Below are 16747 nucleotides of genomic sequence, written 5' to 3' on the forward strand. Positions count from 1 at the left end.
GTAGCTACGGACTTTACGCTGAGCTCGTATTCGCCGCCACTCCGGCCGCGCCGCTGCGTGTGACGACCATGCCACTGCCCATCTCCTTGATTCGCTACTGCCTGATTGCCTTGCTGATCGGCTGGGTTCTGCCCGCTTCCGCTCAGGCGGAGCCTCCCACAGCAGACCTGCGCCAAACGTGGCAGATGCTCGATTACATCGCGGTCGACTACCCCGGCGCGGTCCAGGCCGGCCGCGTTATTGCCCCCAGCGAATACGCCGAAATGAGCGAGTTTGCTGGCGCCGTCCGCAGTCAGCTGGCGGCATTGCCCGGTGGCCCGAACCAGCAGGAGCTGACGGCCCAGGCCGACCGCCTAGTCCAGGCGGTGGCAGAGAAGGCCGACCCTGCGCAGGTAGCAACGTTGGCGCGCGGGCTCGGCACGGCGCTGTTGGCCCACTACCCGATCGGCGCGGTTCCGGCGAGCCCGCCGAAAACCTCCCAGGCCGCGTCCATCTACAGCCAGCAGTGCGCGGCCTGTCACGGCCCCACAGGTCACGGTGATGGCCCCGCCGCGCAAGCGTTAAGTCCGCCGCCGATCGCGTTCACCGATGCCACTCGCGCCGCGCAGCGCACCCCGCTGTCGTTGTACGAGGTCATTTCCCAGGGTGTGCCGGGTACCGGCATGGTCAGCTTCTCTGGGCTGTCAGAAAGTGATCGCTGGGCGTTGGCATTCTATGTGGGCAGCTTGGGGTACTCCTCGCAAGCCAAGGCTCAAGGTGAGGCGTTATGGCGCACCAGTACGGAGGCCCATGCACGCATTCCCACCCTCGAATCGCTGACGCGCACGCGGGAAGCCGATCTTGCCACCACGATGCCCGCTGATCAGGCAAACGCGATCATCGCCTACCTGCGTTCGCAGCCACAGGCTGTCAACGAAGCGGTACCAGGAGCCGATCGCTTTGCGGTGGCGCGGCAGCAACTGGCCGCCAGCCAGCGCGCTTACGCTGTTGAGGACCTGGCTCAAGCCAAAAAGCTTGCGCTCTCGTCCTATCTGGATGGAGTAGAGCCGCTTGAGCCCACGCTGGCCACGCGCAATCCGTCATTGCTGCGAGAGATCGAAACGGCCATGGCAGGCTACCGCGCGCAGCTGGACCAGCATGCGCCCGCGGCTGACGTTGCCGGGCAGGCAGCGCAAATTGCCCAGCTGTTTGATCGGGCGGACTTGGCGCTGCAGGACACCCGAATAGGCGCCAGCACCGCATTTCTGGGCAGCTTTACCATCCTGGTACGCGAAGGACTGGAGGCGCTGTTGATCGTGATTGGCATCGTGGCGTTCTTGCGTAAAGCCGAGCGGTCTGATGTGTTGCCGTATGTGCATGCGGGTTGGATTTGCGCGTTGTTGGCAGGTGCAGCTACCTGGGCAGTGGCCACTTACTTTGTTGATATCAGCGGTGCGAACCGGGAAGTCACTGAGGGCGTCTCGGCATTGTTCGCTGCCGCTGTCCTGCTCAGCGTAGGCATCTGGATGCACCAAAAGAGCCTTGCAGGACGGTGGCAGGAGTACCTGCACGCCAAGCTGACGACCGCGCTGACACGGCGCTCGGCTGTTTTTCTGTTCATGCTGGCCTTTGTCGCGGTGTACCGCGAGGTGTTTGAGACGATCTTGTTCTACATCGCGATGTGGAGCGACCAGGCGTCCACCGCCATCCTCGCAGGCCTGGTGGCGGGAATCGCGGTGTTGGCCGCGGTGGCGTACTCGATGCTGCGCATGAGCAGGCGACTGCCGATTAGCCGGTTCTTTTCGATCAGCTCGATTCTCATCGCGGTGATGGCGGTCATCCTGATCGGTAAAGGCGTGGCCGCGTTGCAGGAAGCCGGCTGGATCTCTCAAACACCGCTCGCGTTGCCGCGCATCGAATGGATCGGCCTGTATCCCACCTGGCAGTCGCTGCTGGCGCAGGTATTGGTAGGCACCGCCGCCATCGTGGGGTTCCTCGCCAATGCTCGTTCCGGTGTGCGTAGACAGCCAGGCGCAAACGAGCAATGAAACAACACAGCAGAGGACCAGGACATGAGTGATTGCGGGTGCCACCACGAGGCCAAGAACAAGGAGGAGCGGCGCATCCTCTGGATCGCCTTGGTGCTGAATGCAGCGATGGCCGTGATCGGCGGCATTGCCGGCTGGATTGCCCATTCCACCGGGCTGCTGGCCGACGCGCTGGACATGCTGTCTGACGCCACCGCCTATGCCATTGGCCTGGTCGCTATCGGGCGCACGGCGCGGTTCAAGGCCAACGCCGCGTGGGTCAGTGGCAGCGTGCTGCTGGTGCTGGGCGTAGGCGTGCTGGTCGAAGTCGGCCGCCGGGTGATGTACGGCGCCGAGCCGGTCAGCGGTTGGATGATAGGTACCGCTCTGGTCTCGCTGGCGGTGAATCTGAAAGTGCTCCGTATGCTCGCCCCATTGAAGTCCGGCGAAGTTCATCTGCGAGCGACCTGGCTGTTCACCCGAGCCGATGTGGTGGCCAACGTTGGGGTGATTCTGGCCGGCCTGTTGGTGTGGTGGCTGGCCAGCCCGTACCCGGATTTTGTGATCGGCGCCCTAATCGGCCTATACGTGATCAAGGAAGCCTTCGAAATCTTGGGCGACGCGCGCCGGGCTCGAGCCGACGCGCGCAACTTACCCCCGTGACAGCACTTGGCCGGCTAAGCAATGCCTACGCGGGCTACAGGTGGCACACCTGACGGTGGACCTCAACATGTCTCGCCAACCCTTGGGACTTGAGGGCAAGCTGCGTCACGCACCTTTGGAAACAGAGAGCGTCACTCGGCCTTGTCAGTACCGGCAAATACCACGTCCGCAGCTGCCCAATATCGGCTGAGCCGGGGTCCGCTGGGCGATCGCATCTGTTAAAGCCTGGAAAGCACGCGTCAGCTACTGCTGGGGTGTCCGCGCTCAGTGCGTGGACGTTGACGTATTGGAGTAATCAGGGGCTCAAACGAAATTGTCTAACGCTCAGAGCTTTGAGTACTATCCTACAAATGTCTATTGTCGCATCACGACTCCGCCGCTACCTGCGCCTTCCGGCGCTGGTGTTGCTGCTGCTCGCGGTGCAGATAAACCCGATCTTCGCTGCCATAGGTGACACGCACGAAGCTGCGCGAGGCCTAGCTGAGCACCTGCACGATCGTGACGAGCAGGTTCTCACTCAGGATGCAGCTCATGACGAAGATGGTCAGGGCGGCGACTTCTTTCACGCTCTAATGCACGCCTCTCACTGCTGTGGCCATCTAAGTGCAATTCCATCTGCATTTGCATTAAGTCTTCCACTGGCAGTGGCGGCCAGCGCGCCTGAGTCCGGACAGTGGCAAGCACGTTCGGTGCGCATTCGTTTCGATATCCGTCCTCCGATCGGTCTGTAATGGTCTATCGCTCTTGCGGGCGATCACTGTTTTGACCTTTTCCGGAGAATTCCCATGTGGTTGCGATTGGCGACACTGGTCGCCTGTGCCTTTGCGCCTGCGCTTTATGCGCAAGAGCAAGTGCCTAGTCAAACGTTAACTCTTCAACAGGCGATCGAACATGTCGCCCAGACCCATCCCGATCTTCGCTTGGTAGACGGCCAGCGTGCTGTGCTGCAGGCCAACTATGACTCGGCAAGCTTCAAGCCTGCCCTGACCATTGGTGCAATGGTCGAAAATGCCCTGGGATCTGGCGCCTATCGCGCATTCGACCAGGCAGAAGTCACCGTAACGCTCGCCGGCACGCTGGAACGCGGTGGCAAGCTTGACGCGCGCAAAGCCTTGGCTCAAGCAAATATCGACAAGTTGGCGCCACAGCGCGAAGTAACGCGACTTGATCTATTGGCTGAGACCGCACGCCGCTACTTGGCTGTCGCTGCGGCTATACGCCAACGCGAGATTGCCGAGCTGGACATCGAGCAGCGCCGCCGTACGGTCGACGCTGCCAAGCGCCGATTTGCGGCAGGTGCATCTCCTGAGTCGGTGGTGCTCACGGCACTAGCTGCATTGGCTGAGGCAGAGCTGGATCGCGATCGCGCTAATCAGGCTGAGAAGGCTGCGCGACAATCGCTTTCATCGCTCTGGAACAGCCTAAGCCCCGCCGCTGGTGCGGTGTCTGGCGATCCCATGGTGTTGCCCAACCTGGAGGACTTCGCTCTGTTGAGTGGCTTTCTGGCGCGTACGCCAGAGCTAGCACAGCTCGCCGGCGAAGGGCGCATTCGGGAGGCGCAGCTGCGCTTGGCCCGAAGTGATGCCACACCTGACATCCAATGGCAGGTCGGTGGCCGGGCCTTTCGCAGTGGCAATGACGTCGGCATCTTGGCGGGCTTCACCATTCCACTAGGCGCGTCGCGTCGCGCACAGCCAGGTATACGTGCGGCGGAAGCAGAACTGGCACTAACAAACGTGGAGCGCGAGGCATTGCTGGTCGGAATGAACTCAGCTCTTGCTACGGCTTATGGTGATTACAGCACTGCACAGCTGGAAGTGCAGCGACTGCAGAGCGATGTTTTGCCTCGACTGGCAAAGGCCGAGACTGCGGCCGACCGGGCCTGGCGCGCAGGAGCCATCAGCTACATGGAGTGGGCGTTGTTACAAGACCAGCGCATCCAAGCGCGGCGGCGTCAGCTCAACGCGGCGCTCTCGGCACAGGCTGCGCTCATCGAAATCCAGCGATTGCTGGGACAACCCATCGTTAAGGCGCAAGGCGCCTCGAATACGGATACCCCTTCGAAATGAAAATCTCCAACCCCATGAACGTGTTGGTGTGGTTTCTCGTGCTTGCCCTTGCAGGCTGCGGAGGCTCGAAGCAGCCGACAGAAACCGAACCCGGTGCGGGTCCTGCGAACACGCAGGGAGATGAGCCAGGCGGGCATGCAGAAGAAGCGGTTGAATCGACCACGATCTCAGCTGCGGATGCGGAGGCAAACGGCGTCAAAGTCGCTGTCGTTGGCAGCGGCAAGGTGGCCAATGAAATCGATGTGCAAGGCGTAATCCGGGTCATCGATGGGAGCGTGGCTCACGTCAGCGCACGCTATCCAGGGCGTGTGGCGGCGCTTCGCGTCAATGTGGGCGACAAAGTCACGGCAGGACAGAATCTCGCCAGTATTGAGAGCAATCTGAGCCTCAGCACATATGGCGTTGTCTCGCCAATCTCGGGAGTGGTGCTAAGTCGTCAAGCGCAGACAGGCGGCGGAGCGGCCGAGGGGCAGACCTTGTTTGAGATCGCTAACTTCAGCCGAGTGTGGGCTGACCTGACTGTCTTTGGGCGCCAAATCAGCGACGTGCGGCCCGGACAGCAAGTCACGTTAGAGAGTCTATATGGTGGACAACAGATCACCACTACGATCGACAGCGTGCTGCCGGGCACGGCCAGCGCATCACAGAGCACAGTAGCGCGATTGACATTGGATAACGCTAAGGACCAATGGCGCCCAGGTATTGCAGTGACTGGCAAGATTGCGACTCGCGCGCGCGACGCCGCTGTAGTCGTCCCACTTCAAGCTATCCAGACAATGGATGGTCATGAAGCAGTGTTTGTTCGCACCGGAGAACTCTACTCCTCTCGCGCCGTGAAATTGGGCGAGAAGGATGCGCGAGTCGTCGAGGTGCTGGATGGCCTAAAAGCTGGCGAAGAGGTTGTCATTGAGCAGAGCTACCTGATCAAGGCAGACATCGAAAAGTCTGGCGCCTCGCACGAGCACTAAGGAGACCGACATGCTAGAAAAAATTATTAGGATCTCCGTCAGCCACAGATGGTTGATGATGGCACTTACTGTTGTGCTGATTGCGGTTGGTGTGTGGAGCTTCAAACAGCTGCCCATTGACGTCACCCCAGACATCACCAACGTCCAAGTGCAGGTCAACACGGCAGCGCCTGGCTATTCGCCGCTAGAAGCAGAGCAACGCATCACCTATGCGGTCGAAACGGCGATGGCCGGCTTGCCGAGAATGGATTACTTCAGATCGATTTCTAGATACGGACTGTCGCAGATTACGGTGGTCTTCAAAGATGGCACCGATATCTACTTCGCTCGCCAGCAAGTGGCCGAACGCCTGCAACAGGTCAAGTCGCAAATTCCTGTCGGCATCGAGCCAACCTTGGGACCAATCGCCACGGGCATGGGGGAAATCTTCTCCTACACGATCGATGCCGATCCAAAAGCACGAAAAGCTGATGGCACGCCTTTTACTGCAACAGATCTACGAACTCTGCAGGACTGGGTAATTCGCCCTCAATTGCGCAACGTGCCTGGTGTCACTGAGGTGAACACGCTCGGCGGTTACAAACGTGAAGTGCACATCACGCCTGATCCGGCTCGCCTGCGTTCACTGGACTTGACTCTGGAGAGTTTAGTCGAAGCGCTACAGAAAAATAACCAAAACGTAGGCGCCGGCTACATCGAGCGCAATGGTCAACAATTTTTGGTGCGGATGCCAGCGCAAGTGGCGGACATCCCGCAAATCGAACAGATCGTCGTGGCCAACCGCGGTGGGGCCGTCATTCGTGTGCAAGACATCGCGCAGGTGGCGGACGGTGCAGAATTGCGCACTGGTGCAGCTACGCAGAACGGACACGAAGTTGTTCTGGGTACGGTTGTGATGTTGGTTGGCTCGAACAGTCGTGACGTGGCACAGGCCGCTGCGGCGCGCTTGAAAGAAGCAGAAAAGAGCTTGCCGAAGGGTGTCACTGCAACACCGGTCTATGACCGCACTGTGCTGGTGGATCGCACGATCAGCACGGTGGCGAAAAATCTGATCGAAGGCGCATTACTCGTCATTGTTATCCTTTTCCTGCTACTAGGAAACTTCCGTGCGGCCTTGATCACTGCTTTGGTGATCCCGCTGGCCATGCTATTCACGCTAACTGGCATGGCCCGTGGCGGGGTTTCAGCCAACCTGATGAGCCTGGGTGCGCTGGACTTCGGCCTGATTGTTGATGGCGCAGTCATCATCATCGAGAACTGCTTACGGCGCTTCGGCGAACGCCAGCACCATCTTGGCCGTCAGATGGACTTGGCTGAACGTTTCGAAGAAACGGCAGCTGCGACCGCCGAGGTGATCCGTCCTAGTCTGTTTGGCCTGGGCATTATTACTGCGGTTTATTTGCCGATCTTCGCGCTTACAGGGGTGGAGGGGAAGATGTTCCACCCGATGGCCATCACTGTAGTGCTGGCGCTGACGGGTGCCATGATCTTGTCGTTGACCTTTGTGCCGGCCGCAATTGCCCTTGCGCTCAGTGGGAAGGTCGATGAGAAGGAAAATCGCATCATGGCCTGGATGCGGCGAGGTTACGAGCCACTGTTGAACTTCAGTCTACGACGTGGTGCGCTGGTCGGCATTGCGGCTGTGGTGTTACTTGGCATCAGCGCATTAATGGCATCGCGGCTAGGCAGCGAATTTGTACCCAGCCTGGATGAAGGCGACATTGCACTGCAGGCGATGCGTATACCCGGCACAAGCCTGACGCAATCGATCGGGATGCAGCGAGTCCTTGAGGAGCGCTTGGCGAAAATGCCCGAGGTTGAACGGGTGTTCTCAAAGATTGGAACATCTGAAGTAGCCTCTGACCCCATGCCACCTTCTGTGGCCGATACATTCGTGATGATCAAGCCGCGCGATCAGTGGCCCAACCCCAAAAAACTAAAAGCCGATCTGGTCTCGGAGGTGGAAAAAAGCTTAGAGACAATTCCGGGGAACAACTATGAGTTCAGTCAGCCGATCCAGATGAGAACGAACGAGCTCATCTCGGGCGTGCGAGCGGACGTGGCCATCAATGTATACGGCGACGACCTGGCGACGTTGCTGCAGATCGGACAGAAGGTTGAACAAGTTGCGAAGAACGTCGCCGGCGCGGCAGATGTCAGGGTCGAACAGGCCAGCGGACTTCCGTTGCTGACAATTGAACCTGATCGGCGAGCCTTAGCGATCTATGGCCTCAGTGCGGATGATGTGCAACGTACGGTTTCCACAGCCGTGGGCGGTGAAGTAGCCGGACAGCTATTTGAAGGTGACCGTCGATTTGATCTGGTAGTCCGGCTGCCCGAATCATTACGACAGAATCCTGCTGCGATAGAGAGCCTGCCGATTCCTCTGCCCGCCGATGCTAGTGCTGCAGCCGGCAGTGTTGCCCGGACAGTGCCGTTAAGTGAGGTAGCCAAGGTGATCGCAAGCGAAGGGGCTAACCAGATCAATCGCTACAACGGCAAACGTCGCATCGCTGTCACTGCAAACGTGCGGGATCGCGACCTGGGTGGCTTTGTGGCCGAACTGCAAAGCCAAGTGGGCAGTAAGGTGCAGGTGCCGAGTGGTTACTGGTTGGAATACGGTGGCAGCTTCGAGCAGCTGATTTCAGCGAGCGAGCGGTTGGCTATTGTTGTGCCGGTGACGCTGGTGTTGATCTTCGCTTTGCTTTTTATGGCTTTTGGCTCGATCAAGGATGCGGCAATCGTTTTCAGTGGAGTACCGCTGGCACTGACTGGTGGCATCCTGGCGCTGACCGTGCGTGGCATCCCCTTGTCCATCTCGGCAGGAATCGGTTTCATTGCGCTGTCCGGCGTGGCAGTGCTTAACGGTCTTGTGTTGATCAGCTTCATCAAGTCTTTGCGCGAAACTGGCACAAGCTTGGCGGATGCTGTGCGCGAGGGCGCGCTAAGCCGACTGCGACCAGTTTTGATGACCGCCCTGGTAGCGTCACTTGGCTTTGTACCCATGGCCTTGAATGTGGGGGCTGGCTCGGAGGTGCAGCGCCCGTTGGCGACGGTAGTGATCGGTGGAATCATTTCATCAACTTTGCTGACACTGGTCGTGCTGCCGGTGCTTTATCGCTGGGTACATAGCAGGTTTGCGAATCGCGCAAGCACGGCGTCCTAAGTCAATCAGTATTGCCCCTGCCGTGAAGTCACGGCCGGGGCCATCGGCTGGGCCCAGCTTCAACTCTGGTCCATGGGAGAACTCAAATGAGTGGAAACCACGATCACGGTGTTTCCGAGGTCAAATTCGAGAAGCCACTATGGTGGGCGCTCGTCCTGACGGCCACGTTTCTGGTCGCGGAAGTCATCGGCGGGCTGATCACTAATAGCCTCGCTTTGCTGTCCGATGCTGCGCACATGATGACCGACGTCATCGCGCTCGGTGTCTCCTTGTTCGCTGTTCGCATGGCCAAGCGGCCTGCAGATCTCAGCAATACTTATGGCTATGCTCGCATGGAGGCACTGGGGGCATTGATCAATGGGGGCCTGTTGTTCCTTGTGGCTTTCTACATCCTGTGGGAGGCAGTGGGCCGCTTTCGGCAGCCTCCAGAGGTTGCTTCAACTGGCATGTTTGTAGTGGCGGTACTTGGGCTGGTCGTCAATCTGATCTCGATGCGCCTATTGAAAGCAGGTAGTGGGGATTCGCTCAATGTTAGAGGTGCATACCTGGAAGTGTGGAGCGACATGCTGGGCTCCATTGGCGTGATCGTGGGCGCAGTCATTATCCGATTCACGGGCTGGACGCTAATCGATCCCATCATTGCTGTCGCGATTGGCCTGTGGGTGCTCCCGCGCACGTGGACCTTGCTGAAAGCAGCCTCACATGTATTGATGCAGGGTGCTCCATCTGGAGTTGCAGTCGAAGACGTGCGCGCTGCACTGATACGCAATCGCAACGTAAGCGAGGTGCATGACCTGCACGTATGGTCACTGTCCAGCAAACGTCCGGTCTTGACCGCGCATGTAGTGTTGCAGAAAGAGAGCGCTCCTTTAGATGAGGTCCGGAGCGAACTCAGCGCGACTGTGGATGAGCTATTTGGGATCGAGGAGATCACCCTACAGATTGAACAAGTGTCATGCGCTGATGAGGGCAATGCGCATGGGCATTCATGAGCGCGCTCGTGCGCTACTGAAGCGACCGCTTATCAGTCCCGAACTTTTAGTCTGGAGCGTCGCAGTCTATGCGGCGCTGATGCTGAATCCCGCGTTTTGGCGGGCAGTCACTGCCTCAGAGGCCTTGAACGGTTTCACAGGCGCAACATCCCGAGTCTGTATTGCGCTCGTTATGGTGGCTCTGAATGTCATTGTGGTACGACTTCTATGTACACGCTGGACAATCAAGCCAGTGCTGATCAGTTTTACTTTGATCACTGCAGTGCTGTCCTATTTCTCGCTCCAGTATGGCGTGCACTTCGACGTAGGTATGGCGCGAAATATCCTGGCAACAGACGCATCCGAATCTAACCAACTATTGACCCGCAACCTAGTTATGGGTGTGGCGTGGTCTGCTAGCTTCCCTATCCTTGTGCTGCTCTTTGTTCAGGTGACCTGGAGACCGCCGCTCGCTTCGCTGCTGCGGGCATTGGGTACGGTCGCCATCGCATTGGTCGTGTTGGTGGGCGCGGCAATCGCCGGATTTAAGGATATCTCGCCGCTAATGCACAACAATCGGGAAATGCGACATCTAATTGCTCCCGAAAACTTGCTGGTCTCATTTGTCCGTGTCGCTGCAAAGGATGGCTTGGGGCCATATCGGGGCCCTCGGACTGTGCTCGCGCCCGATGCGATCCTGACACCTGGACACAGCACGTCTCAGCGGCCTCATGCCCTGATCATCGTTATAGGTGAGACAGTCAGGGCTCAAAACTGGGGCCTGAATGGGTATTCACGGCAGACGACCCCCAGGCTTGTGACAGAAGACGTTACAAACTTTCGTAATGTTCGGGCCTGTGGATCGAGTACAGCGGTCTCATTGCCGTGCATGTTCTCAGCGTTTGGCCGCAGCAATTACGATGAGCAGAAGATTGAACGATCAGAGTCGCTGCTTCACATCCTGGCGCGAGCTGGCGCCGATGTCAGTTGGCGAGACAACCAAGGCGGCTGCAAGGGCGTATGCGATGGCTTGCCGTTTGAGTCGTTCCGTGATCAGCAAGACCCCGCCTTGTGCAGTAGCGAAGGCTGCATGGATCAGATACTGCTTAAAGGCCTACAAGAACGTATCGCTAGCTCGCCCGGTGATGTTGTGATCGTGCTCCACCAATTAGGAAATCACGGGCCTAGCTACTACCAGCGGTATCCGCAGCGGCTCCGCAAGTTCACGCCGGATTGTCGAAGCCCGGACATAGGAGAATGTACCGTCGAGGAGGTCGTTAACGCTTACGACAATGCCATCCTGGCTACTGACGAGATGGTAGCTGCTGCCATTGATCTACTGAAGGGCGTCACCACACACGACAGTGCGTTGATTTATCTATCAGATCACGGTGAATCTCTAGGCGAACGCAATTTGTATCTGCATGGCCTGCCGTATGCGATCGCGCCTGATACCCAAATGAAAGTTCCGATGTTGACGTGGCTATCCGAAGGCATGGCCCGATGGCGCGGGTTGAATCGTCCTTGTCTTGAGCGGCGTGCTCGGGAACCTGCCTCGCACGATAATCTTTTTCATTCGGTTCTGGGTCTAATGCAAGTTGGATCAAAGGTCTACGACCCTCGCAAAGATGTGTTCGCAGGTTGTACAAAATCATGAAGAGGCCGTCAGGAACTGCCGAGGCACGAAGCATGGGGCTGCATTTTCATATCCTGTCAGAGCTCCCGCGCTCTAGAGTGGATGCGTTGCGGCCTACCAGCCGCGTCTGTTGCACTGCCTTGGAGTCCTCGACACTATGAACGAGATGAACATCGAACAAGTTCGTGCGGCGATGTTTACCGACCCCGGTGTGAAGGCGGTGGACGATCTACGCCTGGTCCCCGGGAAAGAACATGGCCGTGCGATCACGGCCACCATCACTGTCGCTGCGCCCTCGGTCGATCTGAATCTGGTGCACGCCGTGATTGCCAAGGTGCTTGCCGATCAATTCGACATTGATCAAGTCATGCTGTGCTTCAACGACCCGGGCCCGGTACCGCCGCCGCCCACCGGCGCGCCGTTAGAGAAGATGTGATCGCTGCCCGTGGCTCTATGCGTCTGCGCTGGCAGGCGCATAGAGCTGATGACCCGGCAGCGCACACGCGCCGGCATACACGAATGCCACGCTCTGGCGTGCTCGGGTGAAGGCCACATAGTATTTCGGTGGCGCGGTGACGCGGGATGCATCGGCCGTGCGCAGGTACAGCGTCAATGGCCCGTTGGGGAAGATCAGTACACGCCCATAGGTCCGGCCCTTGCACTGGCCGAAGTTCACGGCCGGCAACCCATCACACGCTTGCCGCCGGTCGTACCGAAGCACGGTGGGAGCGAATTCCTGCATGTACGCAGCCACATGCTCGGGAGCGATGAGGTAGATGCCATCGTGCCCGGTGACCTCGCCATTGCCTGACTCGGTCCGTGGCATCTGCGGGTAGAGCGCGTCGGCCAAGTCGCAGAGCGTCTGGACACAGCGCAAGCTGATGAGGCGGTGATCGAGCTGGCATAATCCATCCGCTTCCCAAATCCGGAACAACGCTGCCAGGTTCGGCCCGCGATATTGACTATGCCTTTGCGCATAGTTGGTGGCATACGTCGCCTGCCGCGTATCACCTACCAACGTAATGGCGATATCGCTCTTCAACAGCCGCTCGACCAGATCCAGATCGTAGCCGGCCAGGTCCTGGACCTCGTCGATGTAGAGCTCGTCGTACATGGCCGCCAGGCGCGCCATCACTTGACCTTGGGTCAGTTCATCGCATCGCACAGCAAAGTCGGCCGCCCGATCGGAATACATCCGGTTGCCCGCCAGATAGTGTCGCGCGGCTTGGGTGCGTGGGGCCCGATTGTTGGTGAGACCTTCCACGAACAGGATCGTCTCTACCCGAGGCTCGGCGCAAAGCGCAGCTTGGTACGGGCGGATGCACTCGCGCAGCAGAAAGCCATACCAGCTGTGCAAGGTGACATGCGCGGGGACTGCGCCGGCGTGAACCTCAAACGAGCGCCGGATCTCTTCAAGGTTCTCCAGCGTGTAGGTAACAATCGCGATGCGGCGCCCAGGCCGCTCCAAGGCCTGCCGAACCAGCAACGTGGTCTTGCCCGAGCCGGCCGCTGAGAGCAGGACCCGGTTAGGTGATGGCACGCTGGACATAGTCCGGGAACCTGATCGAGTGCCGGCTGTTGAAGATCGCCAGGGCCGTATCGGTCTTGTGACCTTTCATGTACTTGAGCAACGCCACCTCATCGGCGAATGACTTGTCCAGCACGGTGTTGAGCTCGGACACAGAATTGGCTTTTATCAGTTGCTCTTCCAGCGACGGGGCGCTTTCGTCGGAATCGTAGTAGATGGCGTTGGGATAGTCGGCGTAGCGTTCCTGCACAACGGCGATATCGCCATCGTTGTCGGTGATCACCTTGGCTTGAATTCTCAGCCGATCTGCAATCTGCAAGAAGCGCTTGAATGCCAGCGACTTGACCGAAATGATGTCTACGCCATGAGCCATCGGCGCCACGCCGTGGTGGTCGCTGTAGGCACGCTGCACGATCAGCTCATCAGAAGGGCCCTCCACCAGGATTGCCTGCTTGGCCAGGATCAGCCGCAGCGTGTCGTGGCCTGGCAGCTTCATGAAATAGTCGTGTGTATCGCTCGGCAGCTGGTCCAGCTTCATCTGGCCCTGCGCGCTGAACAGGATCACGTTGTCCACGCCCAGCTTGTTCAACACGAAGCTGCTGTGGGTGGCGATGATCACCTGCTGCGCGGTGGAGAGGGTCGCAATCTTGTCGATCAGTTGGGTCATGCTGGAGAAGGACAGATGGTTCTCCGGCTCCTCGATCAGCAGCACGTGGGCCGCCCCTGCCGCGTGCATGGCCAGCTTCATCTTCACCGCGCTCTGTTCCCCCTTGCCGGCCTGGGTGAAGGGGAGCTCATCCAGGTACGGAGACAGGCTGGTTTCCCATGTTGAGCGCGGCGATGTATCCACCCCCACCGTCAGCGCTCGGTGGCTGATGTCCCCGGTGTGCTCGGTCAGGTAGGCATTGATGGCCGCCACATCGGCTTCTTCGGAGAAACTCTGCCGCATGCGACGGAAGCTCAGCGACAGCGAGACGCGCTGCGCAGGCGTCAGTGCCTGCTCGATGATGCCGGCAATATAGCGATCGGCACCGGACAAGGTCTTGATGCCGTGCGTGTCGATGATGGTCGAGTCGAACGGAATACTGCGGGCGGTGACGCCATTGTTGGCGAAGGAATACCATCGCACCGTGTAGTACTCCACCGGCAGGCTGACCGCACCCTGGTGCTGCTGCAGGTAGGCGTTGAACTCCTCGCGGTAGTCGTCGTTGAGCTCGACCAGCAGCCGGATGCCGGCGGTATCTAGGCGCAGGGAGTTGTTGGTGCCGCGTAACGACGCCAGCGCGGCATCGCCGCCCAGATAGGCTTCGATGGAGATCCGTGGCGGCGAGGCCGGCGTGCCTGCTGCAAGCGCCGCGAAGTACTCCCGCACCGTCGGCTGATGGAACAGGTAGGGCGTGAGCTCGTAGGCGAGATTGCGCCCATGCAGCTGGCCGGTGACCACCGCGTGGATGGCCTCCAGCAGAGTGGACTTGCCGACCTCGTTATCGCCCACCACCAAGTTCATGTGGGCGTTGAGCGGCAGGTCCAGATGGCGAAACGACTTGAAGTTGTCGATGACGATACGTTCGATCGGCATGCACAGTCCTTTGATGGCCAACGAGTTCGGTGGCGGCGCCTGCTTGCACCCCGGCTGGCCTCCTTTCCGCTCTGGGCCATACTACCCAGCGATCGCCGGCCTTGGGCGGTTTCGTACCGTTTTGACGACTTGAAATGGCCGAAACGCCGGTTACGCGGGATAATTCAATATTATCCCGTATAACTATTTTCGCCGACGAGCGGTCGTCTACCTGCTTTAATAGTATGTAATTACATGGTATGTAATACATTACGAAATAAAGTGAGGTGGCACGATGGCGCGCGCAGGACTCTATAAGAGTGACGTCCAGAAGGCGCGCGACGCGCTGCTGGCCCAAGGCAAGAAGCCGTCAGTCGACGCGGTGCGAGTGGCCTTGGGCAACACGGGCTCCAAGACCACGATCCACCGCTACTTGCGTGAACTGGAAGGAGAGGAAGGCGGCGGTCCGGCGAGGACGGTAGCCGTTAGTGATGCTTTGCAGGACTTGGTTGCGCGCTTGGCCTCGCGGCTCCAGGAGGAAGCAGAGGCCATCCTCACCCAGGAGCGTGAGCGCCATCAGGCTGAGCTCCACAGTCGGCAACAGGCGCTTTCCGGTGCCCAAGAGGAGGCTGCCGCCTTGAGCAGTCGGCTGCAGCGCACCGAAGCAAGCCTGCACCAAGAGCAAGCTGCTCACGCCCTCCTTCAACAGAATCTAGGTGACAGGATCGCGGAAATCGCCCAGTTGAACGAGCGCATCGCTGGCATGACGGTGCGGCTGGCTGATCATGAGGCGCATACGCGTTCTCTGGAGGACAAGCATGCCCATGCCCGGGAAGCGCTTGAGCACTACCGCACTTCAACCAAAGAGCAGCGTGAGCAAGAGCTTCGCCGTCACGAGCATCAGGTCCAAGAGCTGCAAGTAGCCTTACGTCAGGCCAATGAAGCCTTGGGCGCGAAGAATCAGGAGCTGTTGGTGCTGAACCGCGACAATGGTCAATGGCTGGAGCGCCACGGGCGGATTGAGCGTGAGCTTGCCCAGCTACGACAGGCCCACGAAGGCCAACACAGCGAGGTCGTGGCGTTGCGCCAGACCGCGACGGACTATTTGGCACTGCAGGAGCGCTGGAAGACTGACGCCAAGACCTTGGATACCATGCGCAACGAGCTAGCTCAAGTTCAAGACACCCTTGCGCGGGAGCGTGAGCGCCGCGAGAGCGCTGAAGCCGATGCGTTGCGTGCCAATGCACGTCTTGAAGCGCTAGAGCCTCTACTGAATCAACTGACGCCAGCACAAAATGCGGTGAAGAAAACTCGGCGCGGCCATGCGCAAGATGGGGGAGCCGACTGACGAGGCTGCTCGTTTGTCTGCTAGCGGCTGGGGTGGCGCTCACCTGTCCAGTACGCCCATTCCATAGGGACGACCCAATCTACAAACAGTTTGGCTACTGAGGACTCCGGTGCCAAATGATAGGGCTTGAACATGCCTTGCTCGGGCGAACTGGTCATCAGGTAGCGCAGGCGCTTCTGGACCTCCTGAAAGATGGCTTCCCGCACATGGGCGCTGTCGTGCACGCCAAGATGCATCGCCACCGAGGCACCTTGGCGTACCGCCGCCCAGCAGCAGTAACGCCACCGCGCGATCGGCAAGCCCCGCGGTCCGGATTGAAAGACGAACCCCACATCACGTGCCCAGCCTGGGTCGAAGTGATGTTTGAGCAATTGCTGCTCCAGAAACTGCTCGGTCTCCCAGAGTGCAAGTTCATCCCACAGCTCCAGTTTCGCGTCCGCCAAGTCTACATCGTGTGCCATATCGCCGAGTTGGTCTTCCAGCACCGGGAGCAGGTGCCTGCGCTCGTGGGTAGACCAGGCGAAAGCCCATTGCAGATCTTCGATGGGCGTGACCTCGGCATCGGGGCGGATCTGCCATCGATCCGCTGGCCAGGGAACTTGGATCAAGGCCAAGTCTCGCAGCGTGTCCAGCACCAGCAAGGTGGAGCGGCGTGTGGGCGCCACCGGTAGGCGTCGTAGCTGCGCGGCTAACAGTGCGGCTAGGAAAAGGGTGCCACGAAGGCCCAACTCCTCGATGCTGGCGACCCCAGATGGCGTCATTGACGAGGTTCCGGGCATGCGGTTTCCGGGGATGAGGGAGCGGCGTGGCTCCTGGGGGGGGGGGGGGGGGGGG

Annotated in this window: 13 protein-coding genes; 10 read left to right on the forward strand and 3 right to left on the reverse strand. The window is 59.3% G+C overall.

Going from position 1 to position 16747, the window contains the following annotated elements; translation table 11 throughout:
* The first annotated feature begins 68 nt into the window (after positions 1 to 68).
* The 9 genes from A7D16_RS15130 to A7D16_RS15165 all read left to right on the forward strand — a co-directional run bounded on the left by A7D16_RS15130 (position 69) and on the right by A7D16_RS15165 (position 11915).
* Positions 69 to 2027, forward strand: a complete 1959-nt coding sequence (locus A7D16_RS15130; RefSeq protein WP_017160756.1) for a cytochrome c/FTR1 family iron permease — start codon at positions 69 to 71, stop codon at positions 2025 to 2027.
* 24 nt (positions 2028 to 2051) lie between these two features.
* Positions 2052 to 2669, forward strand: a complete 618-nt coding sequence (locus A7D16_RS15135; RefSeq protein ID WP_017160755.1) for a cation transporter — start codon at positions 2052 to 2054, stop codon at positions 2667 to 2669.
* Positions 2670 to 3019: 350 nt separating this feature from the next.
* Complete coding sequence (locus A7D16_RS23190) at positions 3020 to 3400, forward strand: hypothetical protein (protein WP_152412167.1); 381 nt, start codon at positions 3020 to 3022, stop codon at positions 3398 to 3400.
* A gap of 54 nt (positions 3401 to 3454) precedes the next feature.
* Positions 3455 to 4738: a TolC family protein gene (locus tag A7D16_RS15140; RefSeq protein ID WP_017160753.1), complete on the forward strand. Its 1284-nt coding sequence runs from the start codon at positions 3455 to 3457 to the stop codon at positions 4736 to 4738.
* Entirely contained in the window at positions 4735 to 5706 is a 972-nt protein-coding gene (locus A7D16_RS15145; protein WP_017160752.1) for an efflux RND transporter periplasmic adaptor subunit, read from the forward strand. The genes A7D16_RS15140 and A7D16_RS15145 overlap by 4 nt, the downstream gene beginning before the upstream one ends.
* 10 nt (positions 5707 to 5716) lie before the next feature.
* The gene (locus tag A7D16_RS15150) at positions 5717 to 8872 is read left to right on the forward strand and encodes an efflux RND transporter permease subunit (protein ID WP_017160751.1); all 3156 of its coding nucleotides are present in this window, start codon (positions 5717 to 5719) and stop codon (positions 8870 to 8872) included.
* An 86-nt stretch (positions 8873 to 8958) separates the two neighbouring features.
* A complete protein-coding gene (locus tag A7D16_RS15155; protein WP_017160750.1) occupies positions 8959 to 9864 on the forward strand; it encodes a cation diffusion facilitator family transporter in 906 nt (301 codons plus the stop codon).
* The gene (locus A7D16_RS15160; RefSeq protein WP_017160749.1) at positions 9845 to 11500 is read left to right on the forward strand and encodes a phosphoethanolamine transferase; all 1656 of its coding nucleotides are present in this window, start codon (positions 9845 to 9847) and stop codon (positions 11498 to 11500) included. Before A7D16_RS15155 ends, A7D16_RS15160 begins: the two co-directional genes overlap by 20 nt.
* 136 nt (positions 11501 to 11636) lie before the next feature.
* Positions 11637 to 11915 (forward strand): hypothetical protein, encoded by a 279-nt coding sequence (locus A7D16_RS15165; RefSeq protein WP_017160748.1) that lies wholly within the window; start codon positions 11637 to 11639, stop codon positions 11913 to 11915.
* A gap of 15 nt (positions 11916 to 11930) precedes the next feature.
* Here A7D16_RS15165 and A7D16_RS15170 read toward each other — a convergent pair whose 3' ends face one another.
* Both A7D16_RS15170 and A7D16_RS15175 read right to left on the reverse strand, forming a co-directional pair.
* The gene (locus tag A7D16_RS15170) at positions 11931 to 13028 is read right to left on the reverse strand and encodes a UvrD-helicase domain-containing protein (RefSeq protein ID WP_017160747.1); all 1098 of its coding nucleotides are present in this window, start codon (positions 13026 to 13028) and stop codon (positions 11931 to 11933) included.
* The gene (locus tag A7D16_RS15175) at positions 13006 to 14586 is read right to left on the reverse strand and encodes an ATP-dependent nuclease (RefSeq protein WP_017160746.1); all 1581 of its coding nucleotides are present in this window, start codon (positions 14584 to 14586) and stop codon (positions 13006 to 13008) included. Before A7D16_RS15175 ends, A7D16_RS15170 begins: the two co-directional genes overlap by 23 nt.
* A 274-nt stretch (positions 14587 to 14860) precedes the next feature.
* Here A7D16_RS15175 and A7D16_RS15180 point away from each other — a divergent pair, with 274 nt between their 5' ends.
* Positions 14861 to 15913 carry a DNA-binding protein gene (locus tag A7D16_RS15180; protein ID WP_032961134.1) on the forward strand — a complete coding sequence of 351 codons (1053 nt, stop codon included), beginning with the start codon at positions 14861 to 14863 and terminating at the stop codon, positions 15911 to 15913.
* Between the two features lie 20 nt (positions 15914 to 15933).
* Here the strand turns inward: A7D16_RS15180 and A7D16_RS15185 are convergent, their stop codons facing one another.
* The gene (locus A7D16_RS15185; RefSeq protein ID WP_239687017.1) at positions 15934 to 16692 is read right to left on the reverse strand and encodes a hypothetical protein; all 759 of its coding nucleotides are present in this window, start codon (positions 16690 to 16692) and stop codon (positions 15934 to 15936) included.
* Positions 16693 to 16747 lie beyond the last annotated feature (55 nt).

The organism is Xanthomonas nasturtii (genome assembly GCF_001660815.1).
GTDB lineage: Bacteria > Pseudomonadota > Gammaproteobacteria > Xanthomonadales > Xanthomonadaceae > Xanthomonas > Xanthomonas nasturtii.

What these genes read in the sequence shown, in the direction of transcription:
- A7D16_RS15180 (WP_032961134.1), top strand. Translation starts at nt 14,861, where the DNA reads ATGGCGCGCGCAGGACTCTATAAGAGTGACGTCCAGAAGGCGCGCGAC.
- A7D16_RS15145 (WP_017160752.1), top strand. Translation starts at nt 4,735, where the DNA reads ATGAAAATCTCCAACCCCATGAACGTGTTGGTGTGGTTTCTCGTGCTT.
- A7D16_RS15150 (WP_017160751.1), top strand. Translation starts at nt 5,717, where the DNA reads ATGCTAGAAAAAATTATTAGGATCTCCGTCAGCCACAGATGGTTGATG.
- A7D16_RS23190 (WP_152412167.1), top strand. Translation starts at nt 3,020, where the DNA reads ATGTCTATTGTCGCATCACGACTCCGCCGCTACCTGCGCCTTCCGGCG.
- A7D16_RS15185 (WP_239687017.1), bottom strand. Translation starts at nt 16,692, where the DNA reads ATGCCCGGAACCTCGTCAATGACGCCATCTGGGGTCGCCAGCATCGAG.
- A7D16_RS15165 (WP_017160748.1), top strand. Translation starts at nt 11,637, where the DNA reads ATGAACGAGATGAACATCGAACAAGTTCGTGCGGCGATGTTTACCGAC.
- A7D16_RS15155 (WP_017160750.1), top strand. Translation starts at nt 8,959, where the DNA reads ATGAGTGGAAACCACGATCACGGTGTTTCCGAGGTCAAATTCGAGAAG.
- A7D16_RS15135 (WP_017160755.1), top strand. Translation starts at nt 2,052, where the DNA reads ATGAGTGATTGCGGGTGCCACCACGAGGCCAAGAACAAGGAGGAGCGG.
- A7D16_RS15130 (WP_017160756.1), top strand. Translation starts at nt 69, where the DNA reads ATGCCACTGCCCATCTCCTTGATTCGCTACTGCCTGATTGCCTTGCTG.
- A7D16_RS15175 (WP_017160746.1), bottom strand. Translation starts at nt 14,586, where the DNA reads ATGCCGATCGAACGTATCGTCATCGACAACTTCAAGTCGTTTCGCCAT.
- A7D16_RS15170 (WP_017160747.1), bottom strand. Translation starts at nt 13,028, where the DNA reads ATGTCCAGCGTGCCATCACCTAACCGGGTCCTGCTCTCAGCGGCCGGC.
- A7D16_RS15140 (WP_017160753.1), top strand. Translation starts at nt 3,455, where the DNA reads ATGTGGTTGCGATTGGCGACACTGGTCGCCTGTGCCTTTGCGCCTGCG.
- A7D16_RS15160 (WP_017160749.1), top strand. Translation starts at nt 9,845, where the DNA reads ATGCGCATGGGCATTCATGAGCGCGCTCGTGCGCTACTGAAGCGACCG.